The sequence below is a fragment of the Eubacterium sp. AF22-8LB genome (assembly GCF_003458715.1).
GTDB lineage: Bacteria > Bacillota_I > Bacilli_A > Erysipelotrichales > Erysipelotrichaceae > Holdemanella.
The window spans coordinates 30,903-51,732 of sequence record NZ_QRVI01000003.1; the positions used below are offsets into that span (position 1 = coordinate 30,903).

The following is a 20,830-nucleotide window of genomic DNA, read 5'->3' on the forward strand; positions in this document are numbered from 1 at the left end:
AACATGCAATTAGTTAGGATCACTAAAAGTTGGTTTTAAGAATTGTAGAGTTGAAAACTATGTGGGTGTTTAAAGGTTATCACTATCTCAGAGTCGAAATCCCTATGACTTTTAAAGTTTGATTTACTCTTGTCTAATTTTATATATTTGAAGAAAGTTACTAAATATTGGAATGTTGGAATGTAAACAAATTGATTAACTATATAGTAATCTAGGATATAATTTAAGGACAAGGTAGATACCTTAACAGTGGGTGTATCTCAGCCCAAAGTGAGAAATTTATTCAGTGAGCTTCTCTTAGCTCAAAATAAGAAATTTACAAGTGAGCGTTTCGCTGCTCTAAATGCGATCTTAACAAAAGCAGGGAATCTGAAATCCCTGCTATTTTTTTGTATATTAAGAAATTGGTTTCGGAGAAGATAAATTTTTAAAGTTAAAAATGACTGAATTATTTGGATTTAGACATTTATTGGTATGACAAAACAGACTATTGTAAATAGCCTCGTTTAGGATGGAACTCATATTGATTATAATTTTCTTTTATATATTCGCATCATTTCATCAATACATCTTTTTCTGTATGTTCTGTCATTCTTTGAGTTTTCTAAAGGATTGTATGTATAGGTATACTTAATTATAGATCCACATTTACATTGAATTGGGTCTTAGGTTAAAAGAATTAATCAAGTGTGTGCGGTATCTGAATTTATTGAGTTTGTTTTTAAGGCTTTAGTTCTTGTTTCACGAGAATAATCTTTATTCTTTTTGATTCCAAGAAGTGCATGAACTTTATCCAATGTTTTCTTAGAAGCATTGGCATAGAATCTATAATATCGAGTGGTTAAGAAATGGTAGTCTGGTATATGTATAATAAGGCGGTTAATAAAGTCGATCACATTATCTGTGACATCATATCTTTTCTCATCCTTATGATCATTGTAGAACCAGCTGACAGTCTTTGATTCTTTATTGTATTCTGTGATTCTGTTTTCAGCCATGGCAGGTCTAGCTGCATAGCGAATAAAGTAGTTTACACAAATAAACTCTTTAACAAAAAGATGCAATGATTTTAAACTTCTAGAAGAAAAATGTCGATTGTATAAGTAATTGATAAAAGTACATGAATTATTTATGAAAAGATAATAAAGTGTGAATTATTCATGGAAATATTAAAATTCGTAGAATGTTCCTAACTTAAAGGAAATCTACGAATTTTTCTTATCACCCATTGGCTGAAATCTTTATATAAGAAAAGCTCCTTTACTATATAGGTGACTAAACCAAAAAAGAAGGAGCCATTACTATGATATTCGTGTTGGATGCGTTTTGGAGTTTTTAATATACGAGATATAAGTGTCTTTGAAAAATCGTTCACCTTATACTAGTGTCGTATACGTCGTAAGTTTAAGGTGTAAATTTGCGAAAGGATTTATAAGCTTAGAATTACTTGGTATACAACATTTGAAAGTTGCAACAAATACGATGTAAGTTTGAGGTGAATTTAGCTTTGTGTTAAATCTGTCGTTTGACAATAAGGAAGTGATTCCAGTTAAATGTTTAAAATCATCTTTATTAAATTGAATTTCGAACATTTGATTGTCTTCGGTGGTAAGCTCAAAATAATGTCCGACCAATCGACTATATTTTCTCGTATCACTAACTCTCATATATATTTTAACTCCAAAAAATGGATACAACATTTGTATCCATTTCTATCTTCACTTAAACTGGTTTCATTCTGACTGCGCAGACTCGTTGTAAAAACAACAATCGGCTGGGTCTGTCAGGTAACCCATGACCTACGACTTTACTGGTTGTCGCCACCCTCGCTGTAATAACAGCACTAGGCTGAGCTTTTTGGACGGCTCAATATCCACAGTTTTTTAAGATGCCAGTTACATCTAAAGACATCACTGCCTTCACGTTCATTGTACCAATTTTTAAAAAATAAGCAACAAAGTGGGCTGAATAAAAAAGACTTGGAATTTATCCAAGCCTTATTGAGCATTCATCTTTTGACGATATAAGTTACGACGATCTAGAGCCGTTAAACCTTTTTTACGGATACGAATTGCATCTGGAGTAACCTCTACTAATTCATCATCGTTGATCCATTCTAGAGCTTCTTCCAAAGAGAAGATTTTAGGTGGAGTTAATAACATCGCTTCATCACGTCCACTTGAACGGATGGCAGTTAATTTTTTGTTCTTTAATGGGTTTACATCTAAGTCGATGTTTTTAGAACTTTGACCAATGATCATACCTTCATAAACTGGAGTTTGTGGAGAAATGAACAATTGGCCACGTTCTTGAAGGTTCCACAATGCATAAGTCATAGCTTCACCTGTTTCAGTTGAAATCATAGCACCTTCCATACGTTGTGCAATTTCACCTTTATATGGTTCATAACCACTAATACGACGTACTAATGTTCCTTCACCATGTGTATCATTGATAAATTCAGAACGGAAACCTAATAACCCACGAGTAGGTGCTGTATAAACGATCTTAACATATCCATTTTCTTCAGACATGTCTTGCATAACACCCTTACGAAGATTTAATTTGTTGATGATTGTTCCTGAATATTCTTCTGGAGCTAAACATACAACTTCTTCGATTGGCTCTACCTTGTGTCCGTTTTCGTCTTTGTGTAGGATAACCTCTGGCTTAGATACAGCTAGTTCATATCCTTCACGACGCATATTTTCAATCAATACAGAAATATGCAATTCACCACGACCACTTACCTTGAAGCAATCGGCTGAATCCGTTGGTTCAACCTTAAGACCTACGTTAACCTCTAATTCTTTTTCAAGTCTTTCTTTTAAGTTACGACTTGTTACATATTTACCACTTTGTCCGGCAAATGGACTTGAGTTAACGTGGAAGTTCATGGATAGAGTTGGCTCTTCAATTTCAATGTGTTCCATTGGTTCGATGTGATCTGCAGTACAGATTGTATCGCCAATACTGATATCTGGCATACCTGCAATAACAACGATATCACCTGAATGTGCTTCAGGGACACTTGTTCTAGATAATCCTTTGTATACGAATAATTTAGATAAGCTTTCTTTGGCATTTAATCCAGATTGGTTACAACGAATATATTGTTGTCCTTGTTTTAAAACACCTGAATATAAACGTCCAATTCCTAAACGACCAATGTATTCGTCATATGCCAAGGCAGATACCTGCATTTGAAGTGGTTCTTCATCCATATCTGGATAAACATCACAGTGTTTTAGGATTGTATCGAATAGTGGATCGATATTATCGCTTGGTGTTTTAAGGTCATATTGAACACGTCCTTCTCTAGCTACACCATATAGAATAGGGAAGTCTAATTGTTCGTCGTTGGCATTTAAGTCTAAGAATAATTCGTAAACTTCGTCTACAACTTCTTCGGCTCTTTGGTCTTTTTTATCGATTTTGTTGATTAATAGAATTGGTTTTAAACCAATTTCCAAAGCCTTTGATAATACGAAACGAGTTTGAGGCATTGGACCTTCACTGGCATCAACTAATAAGATAACTGTATCTACGGTACGGATAATACGTTCAACTTCACTTGAGAAGTCGGCGTGGCCTGGCGTATCTACAATATTAATTTTTACACCGTTATGAATAACGGAACAGTTTTTAGAATAAATCGTAATTCCACGTTCACGTTCTAGATCATTTGAATCCATGATACAGTTCACAACTTCTTCGTTATCACGGAAAACATCACTTTGTCTTAAAAACGCATCAACTAACGTACTTTTACCGGCATCAACGTGGGCGATAACGGCAATGTTAAGAATTTTTTCTTTATTGGACATGATGTCACTCTCTTTCTTGTCAAAAACAGTACAATTATAAAGCAAGAAGCCTTAAAACTCAATAAAATGTGATATAATAAAACAAAAATTTTCTGAAAGGGGTCTCACTATGCGGGTTCAATATATAAAAGAGTATTCAAATTGTTTAGATCGCGATATGGAATATAAAATATATGGGCAGTGCGGCAAATTATGTTTGGCCATACCAAGTCAAAATGGCCGTTTTTTCGAATGGGAAGATCGTGGCATGATTCATGAAGTTTCCAAATGGATCGAATCTAATCAATTAACGATTATTACGTGTGATACTTTGGATTTAGAAACATGGTCCTATCCGTATAATACAAAGGTGCGTATGTTGAAGCATGAATTGTGGTTTGAATACATCCTTTCTGAATTAATTCCTAGTGTGCAAAAAAAGATGGATAATCAAGATAAGTGGATGGTCACAGGCGCAAGTCTAGGAGCAACGCATGCCGCAAATTTAATCTTTCGTTTTCCAGAACAATTCGATACACTATTAGCTTTATCTGGTATTTATGATACAGAATTATTCTATGGAGACTACCATGATGAAAATACATACCATAATAATCCGTGTGCATATTTAAAAAATATGCCGTTGGATCATCCATATATGGAATTGTATAAACAATCTAAGTTCATTCTATGTGTTGGACAAGGCAATTGGGAACAAGAATGCGTAGAATCATTAAGACAATTTAGTTCGATTCTTTATGATAAACAAATTGATGCGTGGTGTGATTTTTGGGGTTATGATGTGTATCATGACTGGCCTTGGTGGAAGGTGCAGATTCAATATTTTCTAGAACAAATATTTAAGGAAGTATGACAAATATTAAGAATGAATTGGTTTCACTATGACATTACCATTTTTGGATCAGAAGGGCTCAATTAGTGCTTAATAATTTCCTTGCATTTTCACAGATGTGTGGTATATTACCAGTGACGAAGGTCGTCATCAGACGGCAAACTAGCGAATCACTATCGTAACCAATCGATAGGGCTCGCTTTTTATTTTTGAAAAGACTCAATATTCTTATATTTTTTGTGATTATAAAAATTTTGAATTGTTTTCCTTTATAGTTTGAAACATAAAATCTAAAATCCGTTTAGATTTTGAATTAACGCTATTTACATCCATATCAGCTTTTAAATCAGAAATCTCAATTTTAGAAAATTGGTCATCTAACAACTTTAAAGTGATGAATAATTTCGAATCTTCTATCTTTTTGTTTGTCATTTCTGAAATTAAAAAAGGCAACAAGGGTTCGTAGTGATTAATAATATTTCTCATTTGGCGTATTAGTTCTATATGCCCTGAAAAACTAATGATATCTTTATTGTCAATTTTTAATTTGTTGGAATTTTTCATGGCTGCAACTATTCTTTTTTGAGATACTGTATCCAACATCAAAAATAAAGTCTGAAGTTCCCCTAATGTAAGTGCATTTGGAACAATCCACAAGGGAACTTTTTTAGTTTCTTTTGATAAGTAATGCAAGACTAATTTGTTTTTACATTTTTCAATTTCATCTAGTTTTGAACCATTTACATGTTCTCCTTTACCTATTTGATAAATGTGCTCTAGCAAATCTCTCTTTCGCTCTAAATTATATGTGTCATTTTTCTTGTCGGTAGAATTTCGAACGATTTTTTCATAAATGTAAAAGTAATTCCCACAAAATCTAGGACACGTAACTCCATTTTCTAAAAACTCTTTAATTTCCTTTAAATAAATAGTACATGTTTTATCCTTTGAACAATCCTCACAGTTAACATATTTCAGACACATTTCGTTAAAAACCACTACCTTTAATTTCTTTTCAAATAGGCATATTTTTTCATACATTAACTTACTGAATTCATCATCAATTTTTATTATATTATAAGTTCTTTGAAGTTGTGTTCTTTTCGTATATTAATTTTCCTTTGTTGTTTCTGCCTGTTGAAAAAAATTGCTTGTAGGGGTTGATCATAGATATGTAATTTCTCTCAGAAAAGTAATGTTTATCTTCATCATCCACAATAATCTTTTTTGATTTATATAAATATTCAACCCTTTCATCAATTGATCTATATGTTTTGATTTCTCTTTTCTCATTCATCTGTAATACTCCATTTCTTCATTTTATGTATTATCATGGTGTCAAAATAAATACGATATTGCACTAAAAAAAGAGATGCACAATATATGCATCTCATAGATATTAAGCGTGTAACTACTCCTTTTGTGTTAGATGACTTTGTTTTTTAACCATTTATTGGATTTAAAACGAACTAAGAATATAAATGAGCGCACTGTCCAGTCAGCGCCCATACCAATCCATACGGCTAATGGTCCCATATGGAAAGTATGAACTAAAAAGATTGTGACAACCACTCGACAGATCCACATAGATAAAGTGGATGAGATCATACTAAATTTTACATCGCCAGCAGCTCTTAAGCCGTAGGATGGAAGGAAAGATGGTGTCCAGAAAATCATTTTATAGGCGAATACGATGCGTGTTAGCCAAATGGCTAGCTTTGCACTTTCAGGCTCCATTCCAGCAAGACTTGTGATTTGTTTGATTGGAATCATGATTAGAGCACAACATATAAAGCAGGCTATCCATGCATATTTTGTGAGTAAAATTGTATAATGTTTAGCTTGTTCGTATTCTTTAGCACCCACACATTTTCCTACGACAGTCATCATTCCCAGTCCTACACCAATACTGGCTTGACAGGCGAAACTTTCAAGCATGGCAACCATGGCTTGTGCGGCAATAGCCGTTGTTCCCATAGTGGATACAGTGGATTGAATGACCAGCTTTCCAAATTGAAACATACCATTTTCGATGCCGGTTGGAATACCAATCTTTAGAATTTGTTTAATGCCTTCAAATTCTGGGTGAATACTTAGGTAGGAATCAATATATAAATCTTGTTTGGGCTGTTTTAAAAGAATCAGGATAATAATTGCACTGATGATTCTAGATAATAGTGTGGATATGGCAGCTCCGGCTACGCCTAAATTTAGGGTAAAGATGAAAAAGATATTTCCAAGTATATTTAGAATGTTAGAACCAAACGCAATGGTCATGGGAAGTCTTGAGTTTTGGCTAGTTCGAAAGCTTGCAGCACCTGCATTGTACAGGGCAATAAATGGATAGGATAGTGCTGTGATGAACAGGTAGCTTAATGCATTGCCCATAACGCTTTTTTCTACGGATCCAAAGATCAAGGCTAATAGTGGTTTTCTAAAGAGAATACAGGGAATGGTAATAATGAGTGAAATAAGGGTTACGGAAAAAATCAATTGTTTCAAGGCTTGGTTGGCCTTGTCTTTTTGGTTGGATCCTAAGTATTGGGCGCAGATGATGGCACCACCTGTTGCCATGGCGGCAAATATATTGATAATCAAAATATTTAATGAATCGACAAGGGAAACGGCGGAAATAGCAGCCGAACCTATGTTGGTAACCATAATGGTGTCAACAGATCCCATAAGGGCATTTAAAACTTGTTCGAACATCAATGGAACTAATAATCTTCGTAATTGTTCTTTGGTGTACATAATCAAAACTCCTAAAAATAAAAAGATATCTTTCGATATCTTAACCTACAAGTACAACATCACGAATGTTTGGCACTTCTTCAAGCAATAAATCTTTAATTCCACTTGAGAAGTCTTCACTAGCCATCATACATCCTTGGCATGCACCTTTAAAAGATACATATACAACATTGAATTCATCAATTCCAAGTAATTCAATGTCGCCTCCATCATGTTGAATGTATGGGCGAATTTTGTCTAAGCAATCATTTACGCTTTTACTATCTACTACACTATCCATAATAACACTCCTAACTTATAAAAATAGTGGACACAAAATTAATGGGACAACTAATCCAACCACGAAGCCTCCAATAACTTCGACGAATTTATGACCAAGAACATTCTTTAATTTTTCCTGATAGATTGGATCATCAAATCGAAGTCCGGTCATCTCGCGTAGGTCTTTGACCAATTGCTGAGTAAGCTCAATATTTTTACCTGAATAATAACGTACGTGACATGCATCATACATAACGATAAAGGAAAAAATACAGGTTACGGCAAAAATGGCGGAGTCAAAGCCTTCCTGCATGCCGATTGAAAGGGATAAGGCAGTTACGGTTGAACTGTGACTGCTTGGAAATCCACCACTTGCGATGACCCAATGCAGGTCCCATTTGCCAGTTCTATAATAATATACGACCGTTTTTCCAACTTGTGCAAGTATATTGCTCAAAAGTGCAGTGACAAGTGGAAATAAAGACGATGGTATCATAAACTCACTCTCCTAACAAAATTCATTATAACACACAATGAAAAATCATGGTATAATCATCTTTGAAGATAGCTATGGAGGGAAAATAAAATGATGCAGTTAGATTTAAATCATGCTTTCTTAAAAGAAGATGTTAAAGCTTATCAAGAAACAGTAAATGCGATTGATGAGACTTTAAGAAATGGTACTTGTAAAGGTAACGACTTTATTGGATGGCTTAACTGGGCTAATGATTATGATAAAGAAGAATTTGCTCGTATTAAAGAAGTAGCCGCTAAGGTTCGTGAAAATACAGAGGTATTCGTTGTTTGTGGTATTGGAGGATCTTACTTAGGTGCTCGTGCTGCCATTGAAATGATGAATGGTTTATATGGTGACAACAAACCAGAAATTATTTATATGGGAAACACTTTCTCATCTACATATATTTCACAGGTTATGAATTATATTAAGGATAAGGAAGTAACAGTCAATGTTATTTCTAAATCTGGTACAACTACAGAAACATCTTTAGCTTTCCGTATTTTAAAACAATTCATGGAAGAAAAATATGGTGCAGAAGCTAAGAATCGTATTATTGCGACAACTGACAAGGCTAGAGGAACTTTGAAGGCTTTAGCTGATAAAGAAGGATATGAAACATTTGTCATTCCAGATGATATTGGTGGACGTTTCTCAGTCATCACTCCAGTAGGATTGTTACCAATCGCTGTTGCAGGTATTGATATTGATGCCTTGATGAAAGGTTTACATGATGGTATGGGTGAATATGGAGATGCAGATCTAGATAAAAACCCTGCTTATCGTTATGCAGTAGCTCGTCGTATTCTTCAAAACCAAGGATATGATGTGGAATTATTGGTAAACTATGAACCTCAAATGCAGATGGTTGCTGAATGGTGGAAACAGTTGTTTGGTGAAAGTGAAGGAAAAGACGGAAAGGGTATTTTACCGGATTCAGTATGCTTCTCAACAGACTTACACTCTTTAGGACAATTTGTTCAGGAAGGTAAAAAAGTATTGTTTGAAACAAACTTATATGTTGAAACACCAATGATCGACTTAACATTCCCTAATGATGATGCAAACGAAGATGGAATGAACTACTTAGCTGGTAAGAGTGTAGACTGGGCAAACAAAATGGCTGCCAAAGGTACATTGCAGGCTCATGAAGAAACTGGTGGAGTTCCAAACATCCTATTAACAATGCCAGGAATGACTTCTTATGACTTTGGTAATATGTGTATGTTCTTCTTCAAGGCTATCGCAATGACAACTTTGATGAATGATTCAAATCCATTCAACCAACCTGGTGTCGAAGTTTACAAAAAGAATATGTTCAAATTATTAGGTAAAGAATAATGATGAAAATGGAGATGTAAGCAAGTGTTTACGTCTCTTTTTTATACGCTTACAAATTAGACACAACTAACCCCTATAAGCAATTTAATCTTTAAAATTTGACATGAAGCTCGTATAATAAACTATGGTATTGAATATCTATAAAGGAGGAAATATTAATGCCTAGAGCAAAACAGTCTATGGATGGAAATACGGCTGCGGCTCACGTTGCGTATGCTTTTACAGACGTCGCTGCAATTTATCCTATTACTCCATCTAGTCCAATGGCAGACTCTATTGACCAATGGTCTGCAGCTGGACAAAAAAATATTTTTGGAAATCAAGTAGTTGTAAGTGAATTACAATCAGAAGCAGGTGCTGCTGGTGCTGTTCACGGATCATTAGCTGCTGGTGCATTGACTAATACATTCACTGCATCTCAAGGTTTATTATTGATGATTCCAAACATGTACAAGATCGCTGCTGAACAATTACCATGTGTATTCGATGTATCTGCACGTACAGTTGCAACTCACGCATTGAACATCTTTGGTGATCACTCAGACGTTTATGCTTGTCGTCAAACAGGTTTCGCTATGTTATGTGAAACTAACCCACAGGAAGTTATGGACTTATCTCCAGTAGCTCACTTAGCTGCTTTAGAAGGAAAAGTACCATTCATTAACTTCTTTGATGGATTCCGTACTTCTCACGAAATTCAAAAAATCGAAAAATGGGACTATGAAGATTTAAAAGAAATGTGTCCAATGGAAGCTGTTGAAGAATTCCGTAAACACGCTTTAAATCCAGAACGTCCAACTATGCGTGGTTCTCACGAAAATGGAGATATTTTCTTCCAGCACCGTGAAGCATGTAACACTGCATATGATGAATTACCTGCTGTAGTAGAAAAATACATGGGTAAAATCAATGAAAAATTAGGAACAAACTATGACTTGTTCAACTACTATGGAGATCCTGAAGCTGATCGTGTAATCATCGCTATGGGTTCTATCAATGACGTTGCTGAAGAAGTTATCGACTACTTAACTGCAAAAGGAGAAAAAGTTGGTTTAGTTAAGGTTCGTTTATATCGTCCTTGGTCAAGCAAACACTTATTAAAAGTTCTTCCTAAGACAGCTAAGAAAGTTGCAGTACTTGACCGTACTAAAGAACCAGGTGCTCTAGCTGACCCATTATACTTAGATGTAGCTACAACACTTCGCGAAGCAGGATTAAATGACATCACTCTTTGCGGTGGACGTTATGGTTTAGGATCTAAGGATACTCCACCTTCAAGTGTATTCGCTGTTTACACTGAATTGTTAAAAGACGAACCAAAACCTCGTTTTACAATTGGTATCGTGGATGACGTAACAAACTTATCATTGCCAGAAGTTAAACCAGCTCCTAATACTTCAACTCCAGGAACTGTTGAATGTAAATTCTGGGGTCTTGGAGGAGACGGTACTGTAGGTGCTAACAAGAACTCTACTAAGATCATCGGTGACCACACTGACAAATACATTCAGGCTTACTTCCAATATGACTCTAAGAAAACAGGTGGTATCACAATTTCTCACTTGCGTTTTGGAGACAAACCAATCCGTAGCCCATACTACATTAACCAGGCTGACTTCGTAGCTTGTCACAACCCTTCATATGTAGTAAATGGATACAAGATGGTTCAAGACGTTAAACCTGGTGGTGTATTCATGATCAACTGCCAATGGTCAGACGAAGAATTAGACAAACACATGCCTGCTGAATCTAAAAAATATATCGCAGACAACAATATTCAATTGTACACAATCAATGCCATTGATAAAGCTATCGAAATCGGTATGGGTAAACGTACAAACACAATCCTACAATCAGCATTCTTCAAATTAGCTAACATTATGCCAATTGATGAAGCTGTAGATTACATGAAAGCAGCTGCTAAGAAATCTTACTCTAAGAAGGGTGATGCAGTTGTAGAAATGAACTACAAAGCAATCGATGCTGGTGTAGGTGCAACTCACAAAGTTGAAATCCCTGCATCTTGGGCTAACCCAGAAGCTGATGCTCCAAAACCTGAATTGTCAGGACGTCCTGCAACAGTTAAGATGGTTAAAGACATCATGGAACCAGTTAACAAAATGGATGGAGATTCATTACCTGTATCTGCATTTACTGGAAACATCGATGGTCAATGGGAAACTGGTGCTAGTGCTTACGAAAAACGTGGTACAGCTGTTACAGTTCCTGAATGGGATCCTGAAAAATGTATCCAATGTAACCAATGTGCATTCGTATGTTCTCACGCTACAATTCGTCCATTCTTATTGAGCGAAGAAGAAGTGAAAGCTGCTCCTGCACAAATCAAATTAGCTGATGTTAAACCAAAAGCTACAGAATTTAAATATACAATGAGCGTATCTCCATTAGATTGTATGGGATGTGGTGAATGTATCACTGTATGTCCAACTCAAGCTATCAAGATGGTACCTCAAGAATCTCAAGCTGAACAACAACCAGTATTCGATTACTTAGTAGCTAATGTTTCTAAGAAAGATTCTGGATTCGCTGATGATACTGTTAAGGGATCTCAATACAACCAGCCATTGTTAGAGTTCTCTGGATCATGTGCTGGATGTGCTGAAACATCTTATGCTCGTTTAATTACTCAATTATTCGGTGAACACATGTATGTATCAAATGCGACTGGATGTTCTTCAATTTGGGGTGGTCCAGCATCTGTATCTCCATATACAGTAAACAAAGACAGCTTACAAGGACCAGCATGGGCTAACTCATTGTTCGAAGACAATGCTGAACACGGTTTCGGTATGCAATTAGGACAAAAAGTATTACGTGAACAAGCTATCGAAAAATTAGGCGCTATGAACGAAAGCGAAAAAGCAACTCCTGAATTCAAGGCTGCATTCGATAAGTTCATGGAAACTAAAGAAAATACTCGCACTAACACAGAAGCAACTAAGGCATTATTAGTAGAAGTAGAAAAAGCTGCTGAAGCTGGATGTCCAGATGCTAAGGCTGTATTAGACAAGAAAGAATACTTAGCTAAGAAATCTGTTTGGATCTTCGGTGGAGACGGATGGGCTTATGATATCGGATTCGGTGGATTAGACCACGTTCTTGCATCAGGTGAAAACGTAAACGTTATGGTATTCGATACAGAAATGTATTCAAACACTGGTGGACAGGCTTCTAAAGCATCTAACATCGGTGAAGTTTGTCAGTTCGCTGCAGCTGGTAAAGAAATGAAGAAAAAATCTTTAGCAGAAATCGCAATGAGCTACGGATACGTTTATGTAGCACAAATCGCTCTTGGAGCTAACCCTGCACAAGCAGTTAAATGTATTGCTGAAGCAGAAGCTTATCCAGGACCATCTTTAATCATCGGTTATGCACCATGTGAATTACACGGTATTGCTAAGGGTGGAATGAACCACTGTCAAGATGAAATGAAGAAAGCTGTTAAATCTGGATACTGGAACTTATTCTCATTTGATCCAGCTAAGAAAGAAGCAGGAAAGAACCCATTCACATTAACTTCTAAAGAAGGAGATGGAACTTACCAAGACTTCTTACACAACGAATCTCGTTACACTCGTTTAGTGAAACCATTCCCTGAAAGAGCAGAAAAATTATTTGCTAAGTCAGAAGAAGTAGCTAAAGAACGTTACGAACACTTACAACGTTTAGTTGAACTTTACAAGTAAGAAAATAAATGAAGGAGCTGATTAATTTCAGCTTCTTTTTTTGTGAAAAATTTTTAAATTCATTATAATAGTTTTAAGAGGTGTTTAATTATGGAAAAAGGCAAATTAAATCGAATTACAGATGTAGAAGGTGTACTTGTCGGACATAAGACAATCTGTTCAAAAACGCATCAAACAGGTGTGACATTTATTCGTACAGCTGAAGATGTATTTCATCAAAAGCTAGCTTGTGGATGTAGCATTCTAAATGGTTTTGGAAAGACGACTGGCTTACCACAAATTATGGAGTTGGGAACACTAGAAAGCTATATTTGTTTGACAAATACTTTAAATGTGGGTGTTGTTCAACAAGCCTTAGTCGATATCATGGTCAAAGAAAACGAAGATCTAACGAGTGTGAATGTCGTTGTTGGAGAATGTAATGACGGTTATTTAAATGCGATTCGCGATTGTGTTGTTACAAAGGAAGATGTTTATGATGCCTATAGGGATTGTAAAAAGGAGTTTGAACTCGGCAGTGTTGGAGCAGGGCGAGGCATGTCTTGTTTTGAAATGTCAGGTGGTATTGGATCAAGTTCAAGAGTTTTTGAAATTGATGGAAATACATATACTTTAGGTGTTTTGGTTTTATCAAATTTTGGTTTAAGAGAACAATATTTATTGGATAAAGTAGAGAGTAATGTTTTACCTTTAGAACAAGAAAAAGGTTCAATCATGATGATCATTGCGACTGATGCTCCATTAAGTGATCGTCAGCTTCATAGAGTTTGTAACAGAATGCCAGTTGGTTTAGCTTTAACAGGATCGCATATGGGCAATGGTTCAGGTGATATTGCGATTGCGTTTAGTACAGCAAATCGTTTTGGACCTGACGAAATTCATTCTTTAACACAAATCAATGACAATAAGATCAATGTTGTATTTGATGCAGCCATTGAATCTTGTAAAGAAGCTGTGCATTTATCGTTGATTGAAAATGAAGAAGTAACAGGTCAGTCTGGACATGTTCGTAAGTGTTTAAATCAAGTGAAGATTCAGTAGTCGAATCTTCACTTTTGTGTTATATTTCATCTGGTGATTATATGAAGAAATTAATGTTTGATTGTGATGATACACTTTATGATTTATCTTGGCCATTTCGCAAGTGTATGGAAGAATTCCTTTCGGATGTAGATGTGGATATGGATTTATTTTATGCGGATTATCGTAAGTTTGGGGATTTGATTTTTGATCAGCTTCAACAAGGAAAGATTACGATTGATGAATCTGGCGTTTATCGTATTGAAAAGGCTTGTGAAAAGTATGGGATTGAATTGAGTCATGAAAGTGCTGTAGAGTTTCAGTCTCGCTATAAATATTATCAGCATCATATTGAAATGGATGCACCATTGATTGATTATTTTTCAAATTGTGAAGATGAACTTGCGATTTTGACAAATGGAGAGGACGCGCATCAAAGAATGAAATTAGAAGTGCTTCATGTCTTTGATTATTTTAAACCTGAAAATGTATTTACGAGTGGTCAAATTGGTGTCGCAAAACCGGATGTGAAGGCATTTAAAAAGTGTATGGATGCAATGCAGGAAGATATTACTGAATGGTATTATGTGGGTGATAACTATATCAATGATATGCAGGGGGCTAAAAGTGCAGGCATGAAGACGATTCATTTTAATCGTCATCATCAGGCAAGTGGTCCTTGTGCAGATCATGTGGTATATTCGGCTGAAGAATTGGTTGAATTGATAAAAAAAGACTAGATTGAACTAGCCTTGTTAAGAATGTCGTAATGGCATTCTTTTTTTCTACAATTCTTCCTCACCAATGATTTCATCCGATCATATTTCTTCTTGCTCTGTGGGTTCATTGTAATCTTCAAATCTCTTATTAAGTGTTTGTTTGTTCATATAGTATCTTCTAATATAAGTATATATGAAATTAAGTCCGATTTAAATAGGAGGTTAAGTAGGCATAAAATCACATTTGTGGTAAAATAAATCTGTATGTTTTGATAAGGAGTAATTATGTTTATAACAACAATTCATTCTATTGATTCATTAGAAAAATTAAAAAGGGCAAAGGCCGATGCTGTAATTATTGGAGTTGAACATTATTCGATTCGTTCAAGTATTACGGTAAAAAAAGAGGATTTACAGTTTTGGAAGAAGAAGTGTAATAAGTTGGGCCTAAAACTATATATTAACTTTTTAAGACTTTGTATGGATGAAGATCTATCGGGTGTACGTGAATATTTTACTATTTTTAAGGATATAGATGTGGATGGTATTTACTATGCGGATGAAGGTCTATATTATGAGGCAAAACAATTGGGTATTGAATCGAAATTGATTTATCAACCCGAAACATTAGTGGCTTCAAGTGCAGATGTTGATTTCTATATGTCTTTAGGCATTCAGTCTGTATCTTTAGCGCATGAATTGAGTCTTGAAGAAGTGGTAAGTATTGGAAAGCATAATCCGAACATTGAAATCTTAGTACATGGGTATTTCTCAATTCTATATTCGAGAAGACCTTTGGTCACTAACTATTTAGAGGCTGTAAACAAGCCGGTTTGTTCACTACCGTGTCATTATGACTTGATTGAACAAACACGTGAGCAGCGTATGCCAATCGTACAAGATGAAACAGGTACACATATCTTTAGTGAAATGCCTATCAACTCTTTACAAGAGATGTGGGATTTTACGGATGTTGGAATGCACCGCTTCCGTATTGATTCTTTATTCTTTGATGATGATTGGACCGTAGAAATCTTAGATTTATATGATCTAGCGTTACAAGGGATTAAGATCACGGATGATGAATCTACAAATCGTTGGTATTTAGAAGAGACAATTAAGAAAAAGGAGGAGCAAGTAAATGAATAAGATTGAATTATTAGCTCCTGCTGGAAATTTAGAAAAGGCAAAGATTGCGATTTTATATGGTGCAGATGCCGTATATATTGGTGGAAAGCAATTTAGTTTACGTTCTCGTGCTAGTAACTTTTCCATTGATGAAATTGCTGAACTAGTTCAGTTTGCGAATGCACACAATTCTCATGTGCATGTAACTGTCAATATGCTTCCGCATGAGTCGGATTTAGATGGAATTGAAGACTATTTAAAAACGTTAGATTCGATTGGTGTACATGCGATTATTGTGGCAAGCCCATCGATTATGATGTTGGCAAAAAAGCTTGGATGTAAGTTTGAAGTGCATGTATCTACGCAGCATTCTTCAACCAATTCGAGTGCTGCAAGATTCTGGAAAGAAAAGGGTATGGATCGTGTCGTATTGGCTAGAGAATGTCAAATAGATGATATTCGTTCGATTTGTGAAGAGAATATTCTTCCAATTGAAGTCTTTATTCACGGAGGTATGTGTATTTCATTTTCAGGACGTTGTGTATTGAGTAATCATATGACGCTTCGTGATGCGAATCGTGGTGGATGTGCACAAAGCTGTCGTTGGAAATATCATTTAATGGAGGGCGAAACTGAATTAAGTGATCCGACAAATTTATTCTCCATGTCTTCAAAGGATCTACAGGCCGTAGATTATATTGAAGATTTCATTCATATGGGAGTAGCCTCATTGAAGATAGAGGGCCGTATGAAGAGCGCTTATTATTTAGCTACGGTGGTATCAAGTTATCGTATGTTGATTGACTATATATATGAGCATGGGCATGCGGACGTTAAAATTATTGAGCGTGTGAAAAAGGAAATCGCAAAGGCCGAAAATCGACCGACAGGACCGGGCTTCTATAATGGTCTTCCTGGATATAAGGTGCAGTTGTATCAAGATCATGATGAAACAGTGACACAGGAATATGTGGCCATTGTGCAGGATTATGATGCTGAAAGTCAAATTGCGACTTTACAGGTGAAGAATCATTTTATGCCAAATCAAGATTTAGAAATATTTGGACCACACATTCCAAGTACGATCGTACATGTAGATGATGTATATGATAGTGAAGAGAATGTGTTAGAGGTATGTAATAAGCCAATGCAGATTGTGCATACAAAATGGTCTGGGCCTATAGAAATAGATGCGATGATTCGTAAGATAAGATAGCAGGAGAGGTAAGTAAAGATGAAATTAAGTCAAAGTTTCTTTTATACATTAAGAGAAAATGCGAAAGATGAAGATAGCGTATCAAGTAATTTATTGGTGCGTGCAGGAATGATCAAAAAATGTTCAAATGGAATTTATATGATCATGCCTATGGGAAAGAAGGTTCTTTCTAAAGTAGAAAATATTATTCGTGAAGAAATGGATGCGAAAGATGCACAAGAATTGTTGATGCCTGCATTGATTCCAGAAGATGTATATGTACAATCTGGTCGTCGTGAAGCTTTTGGATCAAACATGTTTTCATTGAGTGATCGTTACAATAAGCGATATGTTTTGGGCCCAACACATGAAGAATTATTTGCGGTCGCAAGTAGTATGGATGGAAAATCTTACAAGGATTTCCCTTATAACTTGTATCAAATTCAGACAAAATATCGTGATGAAACACGTCCTCGTTATGGCTTGATTCGTGTTCGTGAATTTATTATGAAGGATGCGTATACATTTGATGTGGATGAAGCTGGATTAGATGTTGCCTACAACAAAATGTATGATGCGTATTGCCGTATCATGGATCGTTTAGGCTTGGAATATAAGATCGTTAAAGCGGATACTGGAGCTATGGGTGGTTTATTATCAGAAGAATATCAGGCTCTATCAAGTATTGGTGAAGACGTTGTTGTTGGATGTGAAGGTTGTGACTATTCTAGTAATCTAGAAATCACAGAAGTAGTAGACACAATGGAAGATTCTTGCGAAGAAGAATTAGCTATGGAAGTTGTTGATACGCCAAACGCAAAAACAATTGAAGAGGTGGCTGCTTTCTTTGGTAAAAAGGAAAGTGACTTTGTCAAAACATTACTATATAACGTGGATGGAAAGGTCATCGCATTCTGTATTCCTGGGGATCGTGAATTAAATGAAACAAAGGCATTGAAATTATTAGGTGCAAATGAAATGGAAATGGCAAGTTTTGAAGAAGTTGAAAAGGTAACACATGCTCGTGTTGGTTTTGCAGGTCCAGTTGGTATTGACTGCCCAGTATATATGGATCGTCAAATCAAACATATGAAAAACTTCATTGTAGGTGCTAACCAGTCGGATCGTCACATTAAGAATGTAAACTGTAAAGATTTTGAGCCTGTTGAAGTGGCAGATCTTTGTCAGGTTAAAGAAGGGGATATTTGTCCTAAGTGTGGTAAGAAGTTAACTTTCCAACATGGTATTGAAGTTGGTAACTTATTTAAATTGGGTACAAAATATTCTAAGAGTATGAATCTATACTATACAGATGCCAATAACCAGTTACAGCCAGTTTGGATGGGAAGCTATGGTATTGGTTTAGAAAGATGTATGGCTGCTGTTGCGGATCAGCATCATGATGATTTTGGTATTAAATGGCCAGTTGAAATTGCTCCATTTAGACTTGCGATCGTTCCTGTATCATTAAAGGATGAAGAACAAGTCAAGATTGCGAATGATCTATATGAATATTGTAAAGAACACAAATTCGAAGTTATTTTAGATGATCGTAATGAGCGTCCAGGTGTTAAATTTAAGGATATGGAATTAATTGGTGTTCCTTATCGTATTACTGTAGGTCGTGGTGTAAAAGAAGGCAAGCTTGAGTGGACAGATCGTTATACGGGTGAAAAGAGTGAAATTGCGATTGAGGATGTTTATTCTGAAATCGAAAAAGTTTTTGCCATGTAAACGCTTGTGCTTGAAATATAAACAAAAAATTTAGTTTCACATTTACTTTCATTAGGTTTTCATGTATATTAGTCGTAGTTAAAGGAGTGTAATTATGCAAAATAAAATTGAAATTTTTAACAATCAGGTTATTATTAACTACAATTTGGCGTATCCAAAAAGTCGTGAGGTTTTATTAAAATCTCATACATTCGCAAAATTCGTTCAATATTTTATTGAATATCAGGAAACGGATAATATTGAAATGTATGATTATTTAACTAAAAATAAAGAATTAAGTTCAAAAGAAGCAGCTTATGATTTCTGTCATTTCTTACGTTTATTGTCAATTTTTACTTGTGAAGAATTAAAAGATGAATATTATCTTTCAAATAAAGTTGCAACTTTAGGTGTTATTGAAGAAATGTATCGTACTTGGCGTTCTTTACAACGTTTTGGATATATGAAGAGCGATAATTCAACGGATTTTGGTATTAATACATTAGTTGCTTTTGATTCTGCAGCCAATGATTTATTACTTCGTACTTATCGTTTGTTCGAAGAAAAATTAATGGGACGTCCAAACCTAGTCTATCGTCAGGTTCAAGCTGGTACAAATGCATGTTTCTCTATTCATACTTTAGATAAGGTATGGTCTGATGAATATGCTGCATTGCAAGATATTCCGATGATCGATACAGTTATGTTAAGAACTCCAATGATTTTGCATCCAAAATCAAGTAAACGTACTGGTATGTTTACTGAAATAGATACACAGCCAATGACATATTTTAATAAGGGAGAATCAAACTGGTTCTGTTATCCTTGTAAGGTTGGAGCTTTATTATGTTTTGTATACTTCAACTCAAAATATATGTCTAGTGCATTGAGCATGGCTAATTTATTTGAATTGGCTACAAAAGAAGAAAGTGCTCAAAAACCAGATTTAGTTGTTATTTTTGGTAATGATGATGGAAATGATGCGACAAACTTCTATTATGATGATGCCAATGATATTTGGGTAGGATGTATCAGTGATAATCCTCGTATTGAATATTTTGGATATTTAAAGAAGATGTGTTTAACACTACACAACTTAGCACAAATGAAAAAAGGATGGTTACCAATCCATGGTGCTTTTGTCAACATCTATTTAAAGGATGGAACAAAGAAAGGTATCATGTTGATGGGTGATAGTGGTGCTGGTAAATCTGAGTCTATTGAAGCATTAAAAGCTGCTGCTGGAGATATGATTCGTGAAGTTGAAGTTGTATTTGATGATATGGGTACAATTCATTTAGAGGATGGTGTGCCATATGGTCAGGGAACTGAAATTGGTGCCTTCATTCGTTTAGATGACTTGGATCCAGGAACTCCATATCGTGACATGGACCGCTCAATTTTTATGGCTCCAGAAAACCCAAATGCACGTATGATTCAGCCAGCTGCTCCTTATCGTGTTGTTGTTCACAACCATAAGATTGATTTATTTGCATATGCAAACAACTACACAAATGAATTTGGTTTAAAGAAATTAACTGTACAAGAAGTAAAGGATACTTGTAAGTTAGGTAAACGTATGGCTTTGGGTACAACTCAAGAGGTTGGTATTTCAACAACTTACTTCGCAAACCCATTTGGACCTATGCAAAAACAAGAATTGTGTGAACCAATCATCGACACAATGTTCCAGGCTCTAGAAGACAATGGAGTATTTGTTGGTGAAATCTATACGCACTTAGGATTTGATAAATCAAACCGTAAAGGATTAAATATTGCAGCTCAGCAATTACTACAATTTATTCAGAAAAAGGACTAA

General features: G+C 35.4%; 17 protein-coding genes. 9 read left to right on the forward strand and 8 right to left on the reverse strand.

Going from position 1 to position 20,830, the window contains the following annotated elements; genetic code table 11:
* Positions 1-683: 683 nt before the first annotated feature.
* The 3 genes from DWY01_RS01715 to typA all read right to left on the reverse strand — a co-directional run bounded on the left by DWY01_RS01715 (position 684) and on the right by typA (position 3,827).
* Complete coding sequence (locus tag DWY01_RS01715; protein WP_199519827.1) at positions 684-1,064, reverse strand: transposase; 381 nt, start codon at positions 1,062-1,064, stop codon at positions 684-686.
* Positions 1,065-1,376: 312 nt separating this feature from the next.
* Positions 1,377-1,700 (reverse strand): PBECR4 domain-containing protein, encoded by a 324-nt coding sequence (locus tag DWY01_RS11935; protein WP_371412810.1) that lies wholly within the window; start codon positions 1,698-1,700, stop codon positions 1,377-1,379.
* A 297-nt stretch (positions 1,701-1,997) separates the two neighbouring features.
* Entirely contained in the window at positions 1,998-3,827 is a 1,830-nt protein-coding gene (gene typA, locus DWY01_RS01725) for a translational GTPase TypA (protein ID WP_117992617.1), read from the reverse strand.
* Positions 3,828-3,936: 109 nt separating this feature from the next.
* Between typA and DWY01_RS01730 the strand changes: the two genes are divergently transcribed.
* The gene (locus tag DWY01_RS01730; RefSeq protein ID WP_117992618.1) at positions 3,937-4,680 is read left to right on the forward strand and encodes an esterase family protein; all 744 of its coding nucleotides are present in this window, start codon (positions 3,937-3,939) and stop codon (positions 4,678-4,680) included.
* A 222-nt stretch (positions 4,681-4,902) separates the two neighbouring features.
* On the opposite strand, the gene DWY01_RS01735 is transcribed toward DWY01_RS01730, so the two are convergent.
* The 5 genes from DWY01_RS01735 to DWY01_RS01755 form a co-directional block, all read right to left on the reverse strand.
* Entirely contained in the window at positions 4,903-5,733 is an 831-nt protein-coding gene (locus DWY01_RS01735; protein ID WP_117992619.1) for an Abi family protein, read from the reverse strand.
* 1 nt (position 5,734) lies between these two features.
* On the reverse strand, positions 5,735-5,956 hold the full coding sequence (locus DWY01_RS01740; protein ID WP_117992620.1) for a hypothetical protein: 222 nt from the start codon (positions 5,954-5,956) through the stop codon (positions 5,735-5,737).
* A gap of 128 nt (positions 5,957-6,084) precedes the next feature.
* On the reverse strand, positions 6,085-7,410 hold the full coding sequence (locus DWY01_RS01745) for an MATE family efflux transporter (RefSeq protein ID WP_117992621.1): 1,326 nt from the start codon (positions 7,408-7,410) through the stop codon (positions 6,085-6,087).
* Positions 7,411-7,450: 40 nt separating this feature from the next.
* Positions 7,451-7,690: a NifU family protein gene (locus DWY01_RS01750; protein WP_117992622.1), complete on the reverse strand. Its 240-nt coding sequence runs from the start codon at positions 7,688-7,690 to the stop codon at positions 7,451-7,453.
* A 15-nt stretch (positions 7,691-7,705) separates the two neighbouring features.
* Positions 7,706-8,167, reverse strand: coding sequence for a divergent PAP2 family protein (locus DWY01_RS01755; protein ID WP_117992623.1), 462 nt, complete (start codon positions 8,165-8,167; stop codon positions 7,706-7,708).
* 90 nt (positions 8,168-8,257) lie between these two features.
* On the opposite strand from DWY01_RS01755, the gene DWY01_RS01760 reads away from it, so the two are divergent.
* The 8 genes from DWY01_RS01760 to DWY01_RS01795 all read left to right on the forward strand — a co-directional run bounded on the left by DWY01_RS01760 (position 8,258) and on the right by DWY01_RS01795 (position 20,830).
* A complete protein-coding gene (locus tag DWY01_RS01760; protein ID WP_117992624.1) occupies positions 8,258-9,529 on the forward strand; it encodes a glucose-6-phosphate isomerase in 1,272 nt (423 codons plus the stop codon).
* A 158-nt stretch (positions 9,530-9,687) separates the two neighbouring features.
* The gene (gene nifJ / locus DWY01_RS01765; protein ID WP_117992625.1) at positions 9,688-13,236 is read left to right on the forward strand and encodes a pyruvate:ferredoxin (flavodoxin) oxidoreductase; all 3,549 of its coding nucleotides are present in this window, start codon (positions 9,688-9,690) and stop codon (positions 13,234-13,236) included.
* Between the two features lie 90 nt (positions 13,237-13,326).
* On the forward strand, positions 13,327-14,277 hold the full coding sequence (locus tag DWY01_RS01770) for a P1 family peptidase (protein ID WP_117992626.1): 951 nt from the start codon (positions 13,327-13,329) through the stop codon (positions 14,275-14,277).
* A gap of 41 nt (positions 14,278-14,318) precedes the next feature.
* Positions 14,319-14,996: an HAD family hydrolase gene (locus tag DWY01_RS01775; protein ID WP_147332146.1), complete on the forward strand. Its 678-nt coding sequence runs from the start codon at positions 14,319-14,321 to the stop codon at positions 14,994-14,996.
* A gap of 264 nt (positions 14,997-15,260) precedes the next feature.
* Complete coding sequence (locus DWY01_RS01780) at positions 15,261-16,124, forward strand: peptidase U32 family protein (RefSeq protein WP_117992628.1); 864 nt, start codon at positions 15,261-15,263, stop codon at positions 16,122-16,124.
* Positions 16,117-17,319, forward strand: coding sequence for a U32 family peptidase (locus DWY01_RS01785; protein WP_117992629.1), 1,203 nt, complete (start codon positions 16,117-16,119; stop codon positions 17,317-17,319). The genes DWY01_RS01780 and DWY01_RS01785 overlap by 8 nt, the downstream gene beginning before the upstream one ends.
* Positions 17,320-17,337: 18 nt before the next feature.
* Positions 17,338-19,032, forward strand: a complete 1,695-nt coding sequence (locus DWY01_RS01790; RefSeq protein WP_117992630.1) for a proline--tRNA ligase — start codon at positions 17,338-17,340, stop codon at positions 19,030-19,032.
* A gap of 94 nt (positions 19,033-19,126) precedes the next feature.
* The gene (locus DWY01_RS01795) at positions 19,127-20,830 is read left to right on the forward strand and encodes a hypothetical protein (RefSeq protein ID WP_117992631.1); all 1,704 of its coding nucleotides are present in this window, start codon (positions 19,127-19,129) and stop codon (positions 20,828-20,830) included.